Source organism: Aquirufa esocilacus (assembly GCF_042715595.1).
Classification (GTDB): domain Bacteria; phylum Bacteroidota; class Bacteroidia; order Cytophagales; family Spirosomataceae; genus Aquirufa; species Aquirufa esocilacus.
Map to the genome: position 1 here is coordinate 362,102 of NZ_JBBKXX010000003.1, position 19,862 is coordinate 381,963.

At 36.5% G+C, this 19,862-nt stretch carries 9 protein-coding genes; all 9 read right to left on the reverse strand.

Features of this window, described 5'->3' with window-relative positions; genetic code table 11:
- Positions 1–206 precede the first annotated feature (206 nt).
- The gene (locus tag SKC37_RS10235; RefSeq protein ID WP_377981378.1) at positions 207–3,335 is read right to left on the reverse strand and encodes a UvrD-helicase domain-containing protein; all 3,129 of its coding nucleotides are present in this window, start codon (positions 3,333–3,335) and stop codon (positions 207–209) included.
- The gene (locus tag SKC37_RS10240) at positions 3,328–6,075 is read right to left on the reverse strand and encodes a PD-(D/E)XK nuclease family protein (RefSeq protein WP_377981379.1); all 2,748 of its coding nucleotides are present in this window, start codon (positions 6,073–6,075) and stop codon (positions 3,328–3,330) included. The genes SKC37_RS10235 and SKC37_RS10240 overlap by 8 nt, the downstream gene beginning before the upstream one ends.
- A 161-nt stretch (positions 6,076–6,236) precedes the next feature.
- Positions 6,237–7,178: an ADP-ribosylglycohydrolase family protein gene (locus SKC37_RS10245; protein WP_377981380.1), complete on the reverse strand. Its 942-nt coding sequence runs from the start codon at positions 7,176–7,178 to the stop codon at positions 6,237–6,239.
- Between the two features lie 150 nt (positions 7,179–7,328).
- On the reverse strand, positions 7,329–7,781 hold the full coding sequence (locus tag SKC37_RS10250; RefSeq protein WP_377981381.1) for an NUDIX hydrolase: 453 nt from the start codon (positions 7,779–7,781) through the stop codon (positions 7,329–7,331).
- Complete coding sequence (locus SKC37_RS10255) at positions 7,759–8,505, reverse strand: class I SAM-dependent methyltransferase (protein ID WP_377981382.1); 747 nt, start codon at positions 8,503–8,505, stop codon at positions 7,759–7,761. Before SKC37_RS10255 ends, SKC37_RS10250 begins: the two co-directional genes overlap by 23 nt.
- 49 nt (positions 8,506–8,554) lie before the next feature.
- Positions 8,555–14,467 (reverse strand): DEAD/DEAH box helicase, encoded by a 5,913-nt coding sequence (locus SKC37_RS10260; protein WP_377981383.1) that lies wholly within the window; start codon positions 14,465–14,467, stop codon positions 8,555–8,557.
- Between the two features lie 12 nt (positions 14,468–14,479).
- Positions 14,480–17,557, reverse strand: a complete 3,078-nt coding sequence (locus tag SKC37_RS10265; protein ID WP_377981384.1) for a hypothetical protein — start codon at positions 17,555–17,557, stop codon at positions 14,480–14,482.
- A gap of 65 nt (positions 17,558–17,622) precedes the next feature.
- Positions 17,623–18,657, reverse strand: a complete 1,035-nt coding sequence (locus SKC37_RS10270) for a hypothetical protein (RefSeq protein ID WP_377981385.1) — start codon at positions 18,655–18,657, stop codon at positions 17,623–17,625.
- Positions 18,658–18,684: 27 nt separating this feature from the next.
- Positions 18,685–19,860, reverse strand: a complete 1,176-nt coding sequence (locus SKC37_RS10275; protein ID WP_377981386.1) for a hypothetical protein — start codon at positions 19,858–19,860, stop codon at positions 18,685–18,687.
- Positions 19,861–19,862: the final 2 nt, after the last annotated feature.

Genomic DNA, 19,862 nt, shown 5'->3' on the forward strand with positions numbered 1-19,862 from the left:
ATATTTCAAAAGATTAAAAATACCTCGAACATTCGTCGACAAAATAAAACAGGCCTTTAGAGGCCCTGTAAGCACATAAAAACCCCGGTAAACTTTTTGAATATTTTAATTTATTAAATATTCAAAAAGTAAAATACTAAAAATTGGACACACTGAATTAACCCCAGCAAATGCGGGGTTAATTCGATGTTTGGTTTTCAGCGTGTTTACTTACTAATCTCTACCACGTTCCCTGTCATAGGGAAATGTAAAAAGGTCTTCAGCACGGGTTTATTAGACAGCTCTGTTAAAGCAAGCTGGTAATAAGCTAATTGGGATAAGTAACCCTCATCCGTAATCTTCTTCTCAAAATCTGAGCCATCGTAGGTCTTGTGATCGATTAAGATCCACCCGTCTGCTGTTTCGAGCGCTAAGTCAATGATACCATTTAATAGCTGGTTCTGCTCCGTGGTTAGACGGAATGGTATTTCGTGCCACGCTTGATAGGCCTGAAACTGATTGTTCATCCAATTGTCAAAGTTGGCTACAATCGTGTCCAAATGGGCGCTATTTACTACGTCTGTAAATCCATAGGTGGCGATCAAACTAGAGAAGCTCGCTGGCATGGACGAAGAAACTAGTACTTGGTGAATCATATCGCCAAAAAGACTGTATTCACCTGATGTCAAAGGTCGTAATTTTGGATTCATTTCACCTATTTTGACAGGTGCTAGAATTTGTAAGTCTACCACTACTTTGTCCTTTGATGGATTCAAAAGTAAAGAGATCGGATTCTCAATTTCTTGATAAGTTGCGGATGGCACATAGAGATTTTCCGCGGCACGAACTGGCTGATCGTTTTGTGCTGGATTAGTGGGAATATGAATAGATTGTATACCTAACTCTTGTAGAGTAGTTAACCATTGAGCATCGCCAAAACATTGATTCATCCATTTGGAGCTCAATTGATTATTGACCGTATCTAATGCAAATACCAAATAATCTCTAGGACGAGTTAAACCCACATAAAGCAAGCGTAGCTTTTCTTTTTTCTCCTCCAAGCTTTCGTTTGCCTCTATGGTTAAAAATGCCTCATAATAGGATGATTTAAGTGTTTTAGCATTAAACGGATCTACAAAAAAGCGAATCCATCGTCCAGCTAATTGCTGTGTCTGTCCCTCATTTTGGACTTTAGCCTGGTAAATGTTTTTCTTCCGGATGGTATTATCCATCCCAGCCGCAATCACCATTGGGTATTCCAACCCTTTCGAGCGGTGATAGGTAAGTACTTTAACACCGATGGGGTTTTCTAGCTCGGAGAACTCTTTGGTTTGCGTGATTTTTTCTAGGTAGCCAATGAAACCAAAAACGGATTGGATTTTGCCAAAATGCAGGCAATACTGCTGGTATTCCTGTGCGATACCTCGGTAGGTATTCAAATTATGTCTACGAATTTCTGCTCTACCCCAATTCCCAACAATGTTATCTAGGTTGAATTGCAAGATAAGTTGATCGATTAATTCGGTCACACTTAAGCTCTTCGCATTTTTTTGGAAAGCCCCTAATTGTTGAATGAAATCGATGTCAGAACCATAATTTGCTTGGAAAATAATCTGTTCTTCCGTTTCTTCTAAATAGATATCCGCCGGTGGATTTTGATTATTTCGGTAAGCAATCCGATGTTCGGTCCACTTTTTCGCATCTAAGTGGAAATGTTGGTAGTAGGCGATTTTGGAGATAGCAAAGTTATCTACTGGGTTAGCGATGAACGACAAAATCGAATTAAAGAAGATGATTTCATCCTCTTGAACTAAGAATTTTCCGAACTGTGCTACTGGAATATTGCGTTTAACCAAAGCGGAAATTACCTCATTTACTTCATCGTTCGTATGAAGTAAAATGGCAATATCGCTCGGTTTAAGATCTCTGGTCTGATCGGTATCTTTAATATGTACAGGCCAATGCTCTGCTTGATTTAACATTTTTTCAATCGACTTGGCAATCGGTTCTGCCTTGCCCCCATCGATCAGTCGAATTGCTTCGCCATATTGATCCCCCTCCTCAGCTCTTGCCACCAATAAATCTGCAGGATAATCTCCATCAGGTCCAAATTGAGGCTTAAATAGTGTATTCGTCAAATCTACAATTGGTTTGCGCGAGCGATAGGATGTGGCTAAAGATTCACTCGGGATGCCAGCGGTAATGGAACGAATGAAGTTTAAATCAGCCCCTCTAAATCGGTAGATTGACTGTTTGTTATCCCCTACCCAAAACGAGTTGCCCGCAAACTCATGCCACTTTGAAAAGATTTGAGCTTGCACCGGGTTTGTATCTTGGAATTCATCCACTAACACGAACCGAACAGTATTGGAAAACTCTTCTTGGAACGTTTTATTTTCCATCAAGTCTAACATATAGGATTCCATGTCATTGAAATCCATCAACCCTAAGGCTGTTTTCTTTTCATCATATTTGGCAAATACGTTGGCAGCAGCTTCATATACCAACTTCGTGTAGTGGAGCATATCTGCTTGAAAATAGGACCATTGATTAATTTTAACCAATTGACCGTTGGGGTCAATCCCATCATAAACTGCTTGAATAGTAGGTCTAGCCGCAATCACATTAGCGATACTATTGATGGAGGACCACTTAATTTTAATGGAATCACCGTCAACTATCGTTTCACTTAAAAAGGTAGAAATCTGGGTACTTAAATCAGTAGCATAACCATAATTAATTGGTTGAATACCTTGACTCAATTGCTGCAATAAGTTGACAATACCCTGCCAATTAAGATCCAATACAGGACCTTGGAGTTGCTGAAACGTTTCAATGGTTCTCTGTAATGAATGGGATTGTAAACTCTCGGCAGAAATTCGATTTGCTTTTGCTAAGTCGATGATGCTAGAAATATCTCCCGGGTAGGTGGCGTTTTTCGTTTTGTAGTCGATTTTTTCCAATCGCTCACAAAGCTCCGTGAATTCATCCGCATCCACCTCTTCCATAATTAGATCCGTTAACATCAGATTCCTCTCCTCTTGAGAGATCACATCTAAATTAGGGGAGAGATTAATGAGGTAGCCGTATTGCTTCAAAAAATCAGCACAAATACTGTGAACCGTTCCAATTTTAGCTTCGGATAAATTAGACAGTTCCTCATACATATTCGTTTCAAGCAACTTGGCAGAAATACGTTCTTTGAGTTCCTGAGCCGCTTTTTCCGTAAAGGTCGTGACGATACAATTTTGAATATGCACATTGGAGGCAGGATCACTGAGTGTCCGCACAATTTCCTGCATAATGGTATAGGTTTTGCCGGAACCGGCACCCGCTTTAATGTATTTTCTAGACATATCGGTAAGCGTCTGGGAGAATGAAAGTAAAATTATCGTATTTGAAAGGCTGCTTTTCTAATTCAAAATCGGTATCTGCTGCAGTTAGAGCTTTAAATGGATTATCCTCTGAATCATCTAGGGATTCATTGTGTTTCGCATTAATTCTAAAATCCACCGTTCCACTCACGATCTGATCTAATCGAATGGCGATGGCTCTTTTATAATGTTCTAACAATTGAGTAGGATTAAGCTGAAGCGCAGTGCCTTTCTGTGGAACTAACTCCTCATTAGAAAGGCCTAACGTAGATCCAAGTAGGAATTTACCTGAGCTGCTCATAAAATAAGCAGATTGCGCAACGTTATTTCCAGGGTGACCAAAATGCGAATAAATCATTAATTGCCAAGCCTTATTTTCTGCAAGTTCCTCTTTCAGATCCGTTTTAGATCCCGTTTTAAGATCAACAATCAGGTACTCATTAGCTGCATTTTTCCAAACCATATCTGCCTTACCCGTTAGTGTAATGACATGAATGAAATTAGGAACATTAATTTCTCTTTCAATATCAATCAGCTCCCAACCTGCTCCGGTTAATTCAGTAAACAAGTTGACAAGCTTGAATTTCAGCGTATGCTTTAGGCGCTTGCGCTGCATGGCATATTTAGATTCAAAGAGAAAGCTCGCTTGCTTTTTGACAAACACATCGAAATGCTGATCGACTAAATCCCTCCAGCTTTGAGGAGAAAAATTATTCCAAATCGCAGAACGAGCATAGGTATTTGTACCAGGACTCGCATGAATTTCCACAAATAAGTGAAGTAAAGTACCAAAGTGCTGGGACTTAAATTCTAAGGTGTAATTCGTACTTGCATCCAATTTCAGTAAGCGATCGTACAAGTAGATATGCGGATAGAAAATCAGGTTTTTATTTGCAGAATAGGATGTCGTTGTGGGGAACAGACTAGCTAATCCAGGTAGCTCAAAAGTAGGATTTAACCACTTTGTATCGCCATCCCAATTTTTATGAACAATCAGGTTGTCTACTTGATCAGGGGTCCAGGTAATGGCAGCATAAATGTTTTTCAACTCTTGTTGGATGAGTTGCCAAATCAAATGTGGGGTTTGCTCCTGGTTGCCAGAGTTTTTCGTGAAAGACAATTTCAACTGTTGTTGAACGGAACAGATCTTCCGGATTTGGGCATACAGCAGTAAACGATCTGCCTCTTTTTTCTTAAACCAAGGCTTGCCGGTTTTGGCATCAAATTCGTCGTATTCGATCTTTTGGAATTTATCAATTCCGAATGAGCCGGCCCACTCTTTGGAAAAATTCAACCAAATCAATTGATCTGTCGATTGAGTTCCTACAAAATGATTCGTCCAAGAATACTGGCTCGTAGTAAAAAAGCCTACATCTTGTTGCTTATTGCCCAGCCACTGAACCACTAATTTGGTTAATTGATCAAAAGTCAAGGTGTCAGAAGTACCTGCCTGTTGATTTAATAGCAGAGAAAATTCAGCACACACGCCACCCAGTTCAGACAGGGATGTATAAATTCCATCCTGCGGATTAGGTAAAATAGACATGTAGCCCTGCGCCCAAGTCTTCAGATAATTCAGCTTTTGCTGGATGTATTCAATGGATAATTGCCCAGTCTGTTCTTCCTGCGGATGGGAGAACCACTCCTCATATTGAGCTTTTGCCTTTTCGCACGTTGCTTCGCCATATTTTTCGGTGATTTTAACATAGGCTTTCTCCATTTGTTCTAGTACCTCACCACTCTCCAAACTCGGATTCTTTTGCAAACCCCGAATAATATGGTTCGCTAAAATGGCATTGAAAGGCTTAAGTGGCAAACTCAAAAAGTCATAGACATTTTCAAGGGGTGCTGGACTCTTCAAAAGAGAAATACGGGATTGAAAAATTTGTGCCGCCAGCTGCGAATACGCATTCACTTTGGATTTGATCAGACTTTGCTTCGTCGCTGCTAATGCTTTTGCCGTGTAGGCATTCTCCTTTAAGAAAAGACATTCAAAATGGTTCTCTTCTTTCATCCACTCGCTAAGCTCCGCTGCAGCAAGTAAATCATTTGCTGGATGGTGTAACAAAAGTGAACCATCAGCCGTTTCTGGCGGGGCAACGGTCGTTTCGTTTTTATGGTATAAGCCAATTAATCTACTTTGTACAAAATGCAAGTTACATCCGGTGGCTGCCTGAGGTTCTAAGGCAGTTGGATCGAGTATCTCAACCCCCTTTTCTCTCAATAATTGAAAGAACGTTTGAAAATAAGCGGGATACAGTTCTACAGGCTCTTCACATTGAATGGTCATGGGCAAAGCGCCTACTTGCGGTAATTGCGCTATAATCTCCTGCATTAAATCAGGATAGCCTCTCCAAGCAGCCGCATTCGATTCTAATTTAGCGAAATCTTTCAGTCGCTGTGTGGAAGTTAATTGGGCCAAATCTTTAAAATTCCAAATCAATTCATCCCGGTAAGCTAATAGGAATTTCGCCGTCCCTAAGGGTTCATTCTCGTAGAACTTTTCATAGAATGCCCCCTTTTTCATACCCTCTAGCGCTACTTGATAAGCCAAAATGCGCTGTTGTGCTGAAAGTAAAACTGGCGCTACTCCTACGCGAATAGCTAGAAATGAAAGCAATTCATCCCAGCTTTGTTGACTGTAGCCTAACACGCCTACGTTAGCGGCAGACGGGCTCAGATTACGCGGGAAATAACTAAATGATATCTGGTATTTTTCCATAGGATGGTCGAATTTGGCTTAACATGTGAAAGTAGTATTTTGCCCGTGCTTTCTCAAGTTTTTAGCGGGTAAAAGAGGGAGCAAAATGCGCGATTTTGTGACAATAAATGAGGTTTACCGTTAAGTAAATTAATGCGCGCAGTAAGCTCAGAAGTTGTTTATTAGGGACAAAATCTCAACGCCATTCGCTCAGCTAAATCCTCAATTTCATCTCGCTTAGCCAATTGATTTAACCACGAAGTAGGAATTCCATCTACACCATAAAGCAATCCCGCTAAGCCACCCGTAACCACTGCGGTGGTATCCGTGTCTTTGCCTAAATTTACCGCTTTCAATATAGCTTCTTGATACGTTTCTGTGGTCAATAAACACCAAATACTAGCTTCCAACGTGTGAATGACATAACCACTACTTTCAATCGTTTTGATAGGCTCTTGTGAAATATCACTCTGCAGTAAGCGGTCAAACAATGCTAGTTCTGAATCAGGAATCGCAATCGTTTTTAAAAATGCAGAAACCTGAACTTGTGTCTTCTTATAGGCGTCCTGCATTTCTAAACCCTCCACTAAAAACCGAGCAAATTCTAAGTAAAAGAAGCAAGCTACGACTGAGCGAATGTGTCTATGGGTAATTCCTGAGACTAAACGAGTTAGTTCAAAGCGTTCTTGAATCGGCTTATCTGACAAATGAAAAAGCAAGGGTGCAATACGCATGAGCGATCCATTTCCACTGGAGTATTCATCATCTCCTCCCGATATCTCAGGAGAATCCCCATTCATTAAATTCGAAATCGCTTCGTGGGTAGCAATCCCAATATCGAACACCTCCCCATGAGCCGTCCAATAATCTTCCTCCACCCACTTGATGAAGTTATTCGCAATTTCTTGCAAATCGAATCCGTGAGTTAATGCTTCAGCTAAACAAAAGGTAAGGGAGCTATCGTCTGAAAATGTGCCTGGAGACTGATTATAGGTGCCATATCCCACCATATCAGTAGCAGGATTTTTCTGCATAATTTCTCTAGAACGAAACTCATATGGTACACCGACGGCATCGCCAATGGCTACGCCTAAGAGGACGGATTTAATAGTACAGTCGTTCATGGAATGAGTCTTAAAAAAAGCCTGTGATTGGATATTGAAAATGACTATAATTTAAATTACATCAAATCGAATGAGTTAGAACAATATAACCATCAAATGAATATATTGAACGGACGAAAATTATACGTTTCAGCAAATTAGAATACTGAACTAATTAAAATATCCAGATATCCTTGCTAACCAAATTTCATAACGGATCAGGAGATGTGTCTTAGGAGGCAAATGTTTTATGTTAAACCAACGGATATCACCAATCTCTGATTTTTGTCTTTCAAACACAACAGGAATATTGGAAACATCAACAAAATAAGCATCCCATCGAATGAAATAAACATTAATTCCAACCCTTTTTCCAGGAGTCATATTTTCAGGCGGTATCAAATTAAAGAGGGATTGTTTATGATTAAAAAACTCCTCTCCAGCTTCTCTTATTGCACAATCATAATAACTCTTATCAGTTGCATCAAGATTACCCCCTGCATAACTCCAAAAACCTGCTTGGCGCCCACCTCTACGCAAACCCAGCGCAACTAATATTTGGTCATTTTCTTTTTTGTAGAATATGATCCCGGCTCCCTGACTATATTTCTTTTTTACAAACATAATATTCAGCTCCCATTCCAGAATATCCCGGTATATGTCTTGTGAATCCAAATCCACTTTTTGCTAATAGAGAAGAAATTTCATTTAAATTCCAGCATCTAATCTGGAAAAATTCAGTCACAGTATGATTATTGGGAAATTCATCAGGTCGATTTACCACTACTTCCTCAGAATAGTTGGCGATAGGCCCACCTGGATTTATAAATTGAACATTAACAACCCCTGTTAATCCATTACCATTATATCTGCGATTGTTTTGACTAAATGCAGCCGGTGAGGCAAGATCAAACAAAAAGGAAGCTCCTGGTTTTAGATGCCTGTTAATATTTTGAAACAATTCAAGCAATCCGTCTTCATCTAAAATATAAGATAAAACGGTAAAAACAGTTAAGGCCAAATCACAGTGTTGATCCTCTAATTGATTAATATCTGTAAAAGTCGGAATTGATAAATTTAAACGCTGAGCTTTTGCGTTTAAAGCGCTAAGCATTCCAGCATTCACATCTACACCGACAACTTGATAATTATTTTGCGCTAAGGGAATGGCCAATCTTCCCGTTCCACATCCGATATCAATTACTTTTCCATTAGCTAAAATACTTGCAATTGTATTTAGTGACATTTGAGTAAATCGATGTAGACCGGGCCCAAATTGTGTCTCATAAGACAGGTCGTAAATTGAGTGATTTTGGTCGTGAGGTAGTGGCATATTTTTATTCTCCATAATTTTTAGTTTTGTGTAAACTCCCTCGTTTAAAATAATTTATTTTGAATTATCTATTAAATACTAAAGAATACAATAAATTTTTATTTAGATTCTGACGTATTGCAATGTTATTAAAGCCATGAATCGAATTAGTTTCTCTGTTTTTGTCCTGAGCAAACCAGCCATGTTCTATTCCGGCATCTGGTCTAATTGTAACGGAACTTTCACTTTCAAAATCAAAGGACATAAATCGATAATGCGGAGCATCATGAGATATTTCGACACTTACTTCTAATATTCCCGTTTCATTTGCAATTCGTTTTATGAATTCCTTACGTGATTCTTCAGTTACAAACTTATCTACAATAGAATTACCCGAAATACCTCCAGTTTGTAACCCTTTTAGTTGAACTGTCAATTCAGAGATATGACAATTCAAATCCAATTCAATTTTATGTATAAATTGAACTAATAAGAGACATCCAAAAGGCGATGTTAAATATCTATCCGAATAAACAACTTTAATGTTTTTATCAGAAAATTTATTTGAAAGGCTAATTTTTACATCAGCATCCAAACAATCAAAAAACTGATTAAAGATAGAATCTGATTGTATAAATCTATCGAGCGTAGGAATGAACACCTCAAAAACATTTGCTTGATTCTCCTCAATCACTACATCATATAGCACCAATTCAAAACTAGTCAAATCGCCATCTTGTCTGTAGATGTAATTGTCAGCTGAATTACCCCAAGAATTATCAACAATCGTATGATAATCATTCCCGAAATAGTCAAATAATTGCCCACCTGTCAAACTAACTCTACCTATCCATTCTAACGAATCAAAAGTAAATTCCGTTACATAGTGTAACGTAGCCCACGATTTCGTTTGTACAAGAGTAAGCTTTTGATCTAAACTCAAATTAACGGGCTCTCCTCGAAAGACTAAATTAATTTCAACATCATTTAATTTCAATTGACTTAATAATAAGAAATTATCATCCTCCCAATTATCTATTTGATCAAAATCAACTAGCATCCATACTTCCTGAAGCTGTTTCTTCTGAAGCATTTTAGCCCAATCAAACCTTATAGTATTTAAAAGTTTTTTAGGATTATGAGTAAGAATAAGAGCTATTTCTTCCGGCACTTTCAGATCGACAACTCTTTTCAGCCAATCAATGGCACTAAATCTATTTAAATTATCTATATTAAATTGAGAATTTCGATCAATTAAACATCTGGTACAGGCGGAATGACAAGTACAATTTGTTAATGAAGTCAATGCAATCCTGCAAACTTGATCAAAATAATTTGCACATTGAGAAACATAACCAGCACCGCCTTTTGCAGTATCAAAAAGAAAAACACTAGAAAATTCGCCGTATTTTTTAATTCCAAATCCTACTTCTTGTTCTTCAATTCCTAACAACACAGTCAAACTTTTAGAAATAATTTGACCCAATGAATACAAAGTAATCTCATCTTGAATTAAGCCTCCATTGATATCTTTACATCGGAATTCGAAAAAATCAGTTGAAAATCTACCGACCAATAAAACATTTTCCCTGATTGCAAACGGATTATCGCTACCTCCACAAACTGGATTATTTTGATCTCGACCTCCGCGCAATCTTTTATGATTTTTCAATACCTCTGGGTTGGTATCTGCGCGACCGCATTCAAGACATACAGCATACCCCGCTTTTTTTCCATAATTATAATAAAGTATCTCAGCATTTTCTTTGCTATCTCTAAAATCAAAAACGGGATGTGCAGGATCACTCCATGGTTCAACACCAATAAGTAAAGGTTCTACATATTGTACATTTGTATTTTCATTAATTTCCCGTGATCTAGAAGCATATAAATCAACAGCAAATCCAACCGGTTCAATAATTTCTGTGAAAACATTTTCTCTTAATATTCCCGCTAGAGTATGACGATTACAATGAGGACAAATTGTTTGTAACGCATCATTAGCCTCAATTATATGTTCATATCCACAACTACTACAGTGTTGTATAACCCGTTTGGATGCCTCCCCTCCCCAGATATTTTTCAGACTTATACCAGCGGATTTATAGGTCCAACCATCTATAACTAATTCATTTCCAGGAGCAAATTCTGACAATGCCCTTGTGATATGATATGTAGGTAATTGGCGATTATTAGGGTTAGTACCCAAATCATCATAACTAATATTATTAAAATCAACAATTCCTGTGGGTATTCCACCTGCAGGTAAAAAACCCTCCTCAGATAAATATGCTAACAAATTCTTATTTAAAAATTGATTCTTCTGAAAATTCACTGCCTTGTAGGCAGGAGAATCTTCTGTGTAATCCGTTGCTAAAAAGCCTGAAAGTGCAAGGTCAAAATTCTCTTTCTTAGCATTAAGATTATTAACAATTTTTGAAAAATTCGTATAAACAGAATTAACTATTGTGAAAGAGAGTGTATTACTTAAGGGTGTATTAAGTATTATTTTCTTTATGGTTGTATTTAATGATGCAACGTCCACTTCAGCTATCCAACTTGCAAAGGAGTCGGCTGCGGTTTGCTCGCTACCCGGCAGTGGATCGATAAAAAATGCACTAATCTTTTCCTGAACATTGATTCCTTGAAATCTTTGTTGGATAAATTTACCAAGCATAAATGCATTTAAATGCCTATAAACTACAGATTTACTACTAAATGCCAACATTGGCGGCAATATTGTATGATTTAATGCCCAAGCTGGATTATTAATAACATTTACACCAATAGGATTAGCGGCACAAATTGTAAATGCTAGGGATTTATTCTCACGTCTTCTCCCAGCACGTCCAGTTCTTTGTAAATAATTGGCAGGACTTGGTGGAACATTACTCATTACCACTGCAGAAATACCTCCAATGTCGACTCCCATTTCCATGGTAGTTGAGCAACTTAAAATATTGATTTTCCCTTTTTGAAAATCATCTTCAAGTTTTAATAGGCGTACTGTTTGTTGTTGAGCGGAATGCTCTCCAGCTAAATAAAGAGGCTTAAAATTGATTATTCTTTCATATAAACTATTCCATAACCCATTTTCTTTAAAAGTGATTATTTCCTCATTTTCATTGAGCCATAATTCAGTCAAAGCTGGATTTGCAATATTGTCTTGATCTAAATTGAAAGGGTATGGGAATAACGGAAAATGAATTTCATTTCCCACCTTATAGGATTCTATATTTGATGGAGATAAACTACCTTTAATCCAAGGGGAATATCCTCTAAACATAGTATCTAAAAGCCTTTTTTTAACAGGACAAAGCCACAGTTTATCAGTTAGCTCAAATCCTGCTTTTTCAACTAAATTTAATTTATATCCACCATCAATTCCATCTGCAGACAAGAAATAGGTTCTTAATGTATTCCATAATTCACCCAATACTTCATTTACTTGATCTTCTTGAATAGGTGTAATTTGAGCACGATTATTATAACCTAAACCAGCACAAATTAATAATGCTAAGCGATTGGGTCTCGAATGATTTCTATTAAACTTAGGCCATTTTTGAACTGATTCTAAGTTTGATGAACTGGGATATACTGTGAAGGTTTTATGCTTTTTGGAAGCCATAGACCTTACATTTTGTGGGATTGAGTATTGGAATTTATTTCTTATTTCAAAATCCAATGCAATTTTCACTAAAACTTTCCATTCAATTTCAGTTATGTTCAACTCAATAATTGAATCTGGACGGCTAATCATTTCTAAATCGGGATATACCACTTTAACCAATCCAAGATTTTCTAAAGATCTATCCCTTGGCCACCTCTTCGCAAATTCATTAAATAATAAGGCATTCAAATAATCGGAGCCTTGAGTATCGTAATTCCCACCAATGATATTATTAAACAACTTCTCAAAATCTATTCCTGGATTCTGCAATATTTCACGCCAAGATATTCTACTTAGATTTACATTTGGCAATTCATTATTAAGTTGCGCTTCTATTTGAACAATTTGCTGATTTAAAATATCAATCATAAATGGTATTTCTTCTGCTCCAATTCTATTTTGAAGCCCGACTAAAGCATTCTCCATTTCAGCCCTTTGCGCTAATGTTAACGTTAGTGGCCGATTCTCTTTTATCTTTCTCGATAAATTATGATAAATAAATGATCGTAGCCAATAGGTCTCGTTATCTATATTAATTAGAGCTGAAATCTTTGCTGTACCTGATCTACTATCCGTAAAGGAAATATATTTCTTACCATCCCATAACATTTCATCAGTACGAGGTTGGGCTTTATCTGTTTGTTCTAAGACAACATCAGACATCAATCTATTTAAAAATGTCGATGACATTCTAAAATGGAAAGGCTTGGAAATATTATCTTTACAATATGGACAATGAGTGTGATCATCAAGCTGAAAAAGCTCGCTATTGTCGTTATTAGAAACGACTCCATCTATCCCTATCTCGACTGGACTTAGATCTTCAGTAATAAATTCTCGATTAGGTAATTTCTTAGCAAGGACAAACCTGTCAGGGTTTTCATTATTATCATTTTCATCCTCTTCTGCATCTCTGTCATCAACTTCGAAAAATAACGTATTTTGACTTTTACTTAAACGAATCTTCCTGTTTTCAATTTCACCCTCCAACATATAAGAGCCGCAACTCTTGCACGAGATTAATTCAAGCAAGGGGTATCCGCATTCACAATTTCTTTTAGTAATAGTTGTAACTGAACTAAATAAATTAGTTGGAATGTTATTATGAATTTGACAATTAGGATTTGAACAAGAAAAGATTCCACTAATATTTCTGGCAAAAAAATGCCCTCTAACGGGCAGTACAGGTTGGCCATTATCCGTAATTTCAGCAAGCTTATCAATACAATTCAATTGTTCGTTTACATCTGGAATTTCAAGTAATCTTGCGATTGAATCCGAGTCTAAGCTAGATTGTGAATATATAGCATTTCTTAATTCAAGAATTTTTTGAGGTGAAATTGGTTGATCATTGATCAATTCCTCATTAAATTCAGGTAAGGTTCTTTTCCCTTTTATTATTTCAATACTTTCAGAACTAATTCCACATAAATCAGCCATAAATTGCTTCAAAGCTTCATCGTTTCCATCGCCAACTGTGGCAGAGGTAACAGCAAATCTGATATCTTTTTGATCCACACCAAATGCATCAATAACTCTCCGAATCAACAAGGCCATTTCTGCTGCCTTAGAACCAGTTAAGGTGTGTGCTTCATCCAATAATATCCAACGTAGTGTTCCTTGTGAATTTTGAAGTAGCTCAGAATCCTTATCTCGAACCAACATATATTCGAGCATGGTAGGATTAGTAAATAAAATTTGAGGAGGGGTTTGTCTAATATCCTCTCTGGTTATATATTCAGGAAGAGCATTTTGTTTGATTTTATTATTTACTAGATTGTTATTTTTAGTATTACCATTATATATGGCATAATTAATATTACCCAGAGCTGAACACCAAGCGTGCATCCTCTTTCTTTGGCTACCAATTAGGGCATTCAACGGATAGAGAAAAATGGCATTGACTCCATGCTTATTAGGACTATTTCTATAGATATCTTGTAATACCGGCAACATAAAACATTCCGTTTTACCAGATCCAGTTCCTGTCGTTACAAGTATCGATTTATTATCTCGTAGAGTTTTTTTCCAACTATTTACCTGATGTAAATATGGAGGACGATCAGCTGGAAATCTGAATTCGGGGTCTTGTATTCTATCTAATCGGTCAATAAAGCTCTGCTGAAATAGGTCGTTTAATTCCCCAAAACTAAATGTTTCAGGCTCCCAAGGAAACATATTTTGAAAAACTGGTTTTGCTAGTAATTTTTCAGAACTAAAAATTTCTTTCAGATATGCTTGCATTGCTACATCCCCAGTTGCCCATAATGATAGAGCAGTATCAATAATTCTTTGTTCTGTTTTAGAATAAAAGCTTTTAAAATTCATAGTTTTCAAAATTTAATTTAAAATAATTCTTTTAGCATACGAAATCGCAAAATCATACCATGTAGGATCTAGATTTTCACAATACATCATATTTCGCCGTACTTCATGGTTATTAAGATGCCATAAATCACTTACATTTCCAGTAGTAGGTAACTCATTTTTATATAAATTCAGTTTTAATAAGGCTACCGTAATGGGTACTCGAAACATAATTTTTAACCTATTGGAGACATTAGGGTCATTTAATTGAATAATTTTTTTTCGTTGATCTGAAATCCAAGGATATTTTCTGGGCAACTCGTTTATGACAGCCTCTCCTAAGTTCCTCCTCATCTGATTGATAGTAGGAATAATTGGGGCCAACTGCTTTCTCCATTCAGGATGTGTCACTTGAAAATAATGGAGCCTCATAATTAATGAAACTCGCTCCATGATAAACCCTAATTTTTCAAAACCAATTAACTCCAAAATCGAAGAAATTTCGTCCTCTATCGATTCAAATGAACACCAGTGGAATTTAAACCCTAGTTCTTCCTCCATTTTTACGCAGGTTCGAATGAATTCGTCCTTATTCACTGAATTCATTATCAGTGAACAGAGAAGCTTTGCAGTCAAGTCGGTAGAGGAAGAGGAGGCTCGAATTATGTCAAAAGCCGAAAATGGCAAATCATGTTCAATGCATAATTGAATGTACTTGTTTAATTTTCGCCAATCAGCTTCTGAAAATAGCTGCTCGTTTAAACTTAGAGCAAAATTTTCAATTCGATTTAGTTTGTTTTGATACAATCTTTCGCTGTCCGACTCTAGTTTTTCAGGATTTGAAGTAACATAAGTAGGTAGAATTTTAAAACTAGACTCTATGTTAGTATCAAAAACTATAAATTCCTCTTCTTCTATACCAGAGGGAAAAGAGAATCCGGTCTCATTTTTTTCGAGAACGATTGTAGAGATAGAATTCAATTCACAATTTAAGGGAATAGCAGAAATAGTACTTTCTTCAATCAGTAGTTTTTCGCTAGTGACCTGTAATCGATTATCAGCAGTAAAATTAATAACTCCATCTGTGCTTCTAAATAAAATATCAGCATTATATAATTGAAAATTATATATTTTGCCACCCATTTGCATAACAACCACATTGTTAGTGGACATAGAATCAGCTAACAAAAATAATTTTTGAATCAATAGTTGATAATTACGAAGCGGTATTATTCCAGCCTGGATGGTTTGACAAATTACGAGTTCTGGATATTGCTGATTATATATTTTGATATCTCTACTTTCGCCATTTACTATTCGGTAACCATATAAATTATTCAACAAAAAAACATGTTTATCTTCTATACAATTCTCTCGGGAGTCAAATATTTCTATTCCCCTAATGTTTAGCGCAAATAAAAACCTAAGTGTTCCAAACTGATTAGTTAGTACAGCTTTAATCCGTTTAGGTATGTGTTTGGGATCACTAAATTTTAAGACTTTTTCATTAGGGTTTAATTCCGTTGTTTCTTCTGAATAAAGCTCGTTTGGCAATAACCTTAACCTCAAATTTTCGTGACTAAAATTAACTTTCTGCGCTAGTAAACTTAGATAATTGACTGAAAGATTCGAATTCCCAATATGGTATACTTGTTCATATTCAATCGCACCTGAACTATGCTTAAATTCTAATTCAATTATAATTCCACTTGAAAATGGTTGCTGAAAACTATTCCATTCAATTTCACCTTTCTTTCTCCACCTTTTTTCGAATTGACTATCTGGAATTAAATTGCCTGTTTGATCAAAAAAATGAACTTGGGGCTTAGCTTTAACAATCAGCTTATTTGCTCTCTCCATCCAAGATGGCATAGCAGATTGAATATACCAGTCGAATGACTGGGTATTCAGCTTAAATTCAATTATCTCATCTTCAGCTATTTTAAATTCCGTTGTCGCTTGTATCTCAAAAAAATACAATTCAATATTGGAGATTGAAACTGGGATAAAATTATCCCCACAATGACGTTCTTGATTTGTCAAAACAAATACTGAATCACCAGAATAACTCAGCTTATTAGACATCAACCACCGATTTTCATCCATGGGAATCCAAAAGGTAGGATAATCTGCAGAAGGTATTTTATTAATTTGCTGCGGTATTAAATACTTTTTACCTGAATCATCCGAAAAATATAAAATAGGAATTTGGTCATTCTGTAAATCCCAATTTATTGCTGGTTTGAAGGAAGATACTTTTAAGTAATTTCCCTTGATATTCTTTCTATATGTACACAATAAAGAATCTTCACAAAAAAAATTATACGAAGTAGATAATTCATCTTCCTGAATATGAAGAAAGTCAGCCAATCGATCTTTCTCCATTCTTTCTGGCAATTCTACGATAAGGTTTATCTTATAATCCCCGCCAAAATCAGATTTAGACAACTCCCAAAATGATTTAATCTTTAATTGGGATTCAAATCTTCTTTTAATTTCATCTTTCTTTGATATTAAATCATTTACAAGCTCCGATTGATTATTTGCATTTAGTACATCTAAAATCTTAAGACCCTCCTCATTAGCCTCCCATATCGCCTGAGAAATTTTAAATGCTATTTCAAAAAATACTTCGTTTCGATTAGACATTGGCAAATATCTAATTATATCAACATTATTAGCAATTTCTTCAGGCCTTTCAGGTTTTAATTCGATTACCTTCAGGAGAAAGTTTTTATAAATATCGGTACCATAGGCCCCTAACGTTTTTAAAGGAATTCCGCCTTGAAGTAAAAGTGTTCTAAATCGCAATGTACGCTCCCTACGAATCCATTTTAACTCAATTTGCTCGCCTCCTATTTTAGCTTTCTCATACAAATCTAAAGCCGAAAAATTTGCTGCTGTAATACCTAAGTCATTAAATATCATAGCCGAAGATGGTATACCGTCAGTATAGGCATATTTCCACCAAAGTCCGTAAAACAAGGTAAAGTCTCTTGGATCTTCATTGTCAATAGAGTCTAAAGACGCTATTGAGTTTTTCATTTCCAAATAAAACTCTTCAGGAAAATCTTGTAAGTTAACCCCCTCGTTATTACTATAGTATTGCATTATTTTGATATGATTTATTAACTAATTGTAAAATATCAATATTAAAAAAGAATTAAAAATTATATTTATTTAACGGTAAGCCTTTCTTGGGGCTTCTCAGGCAACAAATGTGCCCACTCTTTCATCTTCCACCCATCATAGATATCTTGTGAGGGATATAACTCAAAATCATCACCTAATAAGTCATCATAATCGACGTCAAAAATTGGATCAATCCCAAAATGTAAAGAAAAAGGATGTTCAGATAACTCAATGTAACCCCATTTCACACCGACGGCAAAAATAATATGCGTCATATAACGGGATGCAGCATTTTCCTCCATTACCTCCTTTGTAATAACTTCCTCCTCCTCTAACCAATCCCAGTCCATTTCATGCATAGTGATCTTTAAAATAGCTCTCAGGTTTTCCTGAGGGAGACTATATACGTCGAAAACTACTTTATCAGACTTTTGATAACGCTCCCGAAAGTCCATTAAATCTGGATGCGCTGCTAACACTGCATCGAAAGTATCCTCAGGAATAGTTCCCATTAAATAGTCTACGAATTTCACCACTGAATCAACATATTCAGGTGAAAGATCACTTACTTTTTCACGGAAAGATAAGTGGAGGTAATCAATTAAACAGATGGTCTTAATACCCATTAGCGCATAGATCAATAGATCTTGCGAGATTTTGAATTTAGCCTTGCCATCTTTCGACTTTCCGCCTTTCTTCAAAACCATATTTGGCGTTTTATATGCAAAGTCCTGAATGAAATCTGTTAAGCTTCCATTGATATTATAAAGTGAATTACTAGCTTCGAATCCGATAAGCTCGATCAAGTTTTTGACAGAAAAACTGAAGTAATTATTTTCAAATACACCGTCGATTAAAATACCATCGTTGATGAAATCGGATGCTTTAGACTCAAGCGGCTTATCGACAATTAATAGGTAGCGGATCAAAAATTCACGAAAGGCCTCTTTTGTATGCAAGCGATGAATATTAGTTAAGTTCATTAAGTACCAAAGCACATCTTGCTGAACTTCTGAGAATTTTTCCAGCGTTGCTGGGGCTACGTTGTGGGTGTATTTCCCTTGAGAGATTAATGTCATATGCGTAATTTTTAAAAGTTTAAAATTTTAGTTTAGTTGTAGTCTTAAGTCCACTAAATCGAATGGACGGAATAAATAAGTAACGGTAGGGTTTTCTAAGTGAGATAAGCTTTCTACAAATGCGCGCCCTTGATCCTCTGTTGTGTAAGGAACTAGATGAAGTTTACAAGATTTTGCAAATCCCATTTTCGCCAAATAAGCCGAAAGTTTATTTACTTGCTCCGAAGCCGATGAGAAAACTTGAAAATGGTGATGAGACAAACCCATTGATTCCCAATGCAGTACATTTTCACCAGAAATTTGATACTTATCAGCAAAATGTTCATTGATAATAATGACCTCTTCTTTAGGGATCAATGGAATTTTATCAACAATCGAATCAAATACAATTTGATCCTTAGATGTGGATAATTTTTCCGCAATAGAGGGCTCCATTAATTGCTCTCGTAACTCTTCAGTGATAAAGCCTTTGACATAACGTCTCTTATCATGCATAAATCCAGGATTGAAATTTCCTGCTGACCAGGCTGTGCCAAAATCCAACCCTACCACAGGCATTGGACCAGCCTCAATTAATGACTTACTTTGGGACCAGCCCCAATTACTATAATTTGGCTGGTGGCCCCGAATCCAGATCATCGGCTTCTTCACATTCGGTTGTGAAAAAAATCTAGCCAACAAACCATTCTCCCCGTCATCAATTGCATTACCACATTGGATGCATTCTACTACTTTTGGCATCCGAGCTTTGCCATTTTCTGACATCAAGTTTAACGTGGCGAATCCCTCTGTCACAATAAAGTATAGCGTCAATTCCTTCTGAACAGAACGCCTAAAAACCTTGTAAATTAAACAAAACTGTGGGTCATGTTTTGCCGCCTCAAAAGTACGCATGTAGCCATTAAACTCACTCATGGTAACATAAGGAGGCTTATGCAAAAACTGAGTATAGTTTGCAGGAAGTTCAAAGTGCTGGAGTTCATCAAAATTCGAAACTTCTTCATAATCCAACAGCTCCAAATCCATGCAGTGATTAATAGTACGATCGTACCATTTTTTTACTTCATTTTTAGTTAAGTAGAGATTACAGAAAATGAAATCTGTGGTCAAATGACTCATCTTTAACAAAGGAGAGAGATTCAATCCAGCTCCAATTGAAAAATAGGAGTTAGCAAATAGGTCTTTGGTGATGATTGGTTCCATAA

What these genes read in the sequence shown, in the direction of transcription:
- SKC37_RS10235 (WP_377981378.1), bottom strand. Translation starts at nt 3,335, where the DNA reads ATGTCTAGAAAATACATTAAAGCGGGTGCCGGTTCCGGCAAAACCTAT.
- SKC37_RS10240 (WP_377981379.1), bottom strand. Translation starts at nt 6,075, where the DNA reads ATGGAAAAATACCAGATATCATTTAGTTATTTCCCGCGTAATCTGAGC.
- SKC37_RS10245 (WP_377981380.1), bottom strand. Translation starts at nt 7,178, where the DNA reads ATGAACGACTGTACTATTAAATCCGTCCTCTTAGGCGTAGCCATTGGC.
- SKC37_RS10250 (WP_377981381.1), bottom strand. Translation starts at nt 7,781, where the DNA reads ATGTTTGTAAAAAAGAAATATAGTCAGGGAGCCGGGATCATATTCTAC.
- SKC37_RS10255 (WP_377981382.1), bottom strand. Translation starts at nt 8,505, where the DNA reads ATGGAGAATAAAAATATGCCACTACCTCACGACCAAAATCACTCAATT.
- SKC37_RS10260 (WP_377981383.1), bottom strand. Translation starts at nt 14,467, where the DNA reads ATGAATTTTAAAAGCTTTTATTCTAAAACAGAACAAAGAATTATTGAT.
- SKC37_RS10265 (WP_377981384.1), bottom strand. Translation starts at nt 17,557, where the DNA reads ATGCAATACTATAGTAATAACGAGGGGGTTAACTTACAAGATTTTCCT.
- SKC37_RS10270 (WP_377981385.1), bottom strand. Translation starts at nt 18,657, where the DNA reads ATGACATTAATCTCTCAAGGGAAATACACCCACAACGTAGCCCCAGCA.
- SKC37_RS10275 (WP_377981386.1), bottom strand. Translation starts at nt 19,860, where the DNA reads ATGGAACCAATCATCACCAAAGACCTATTTGCTAACTCCTATTTTTCA.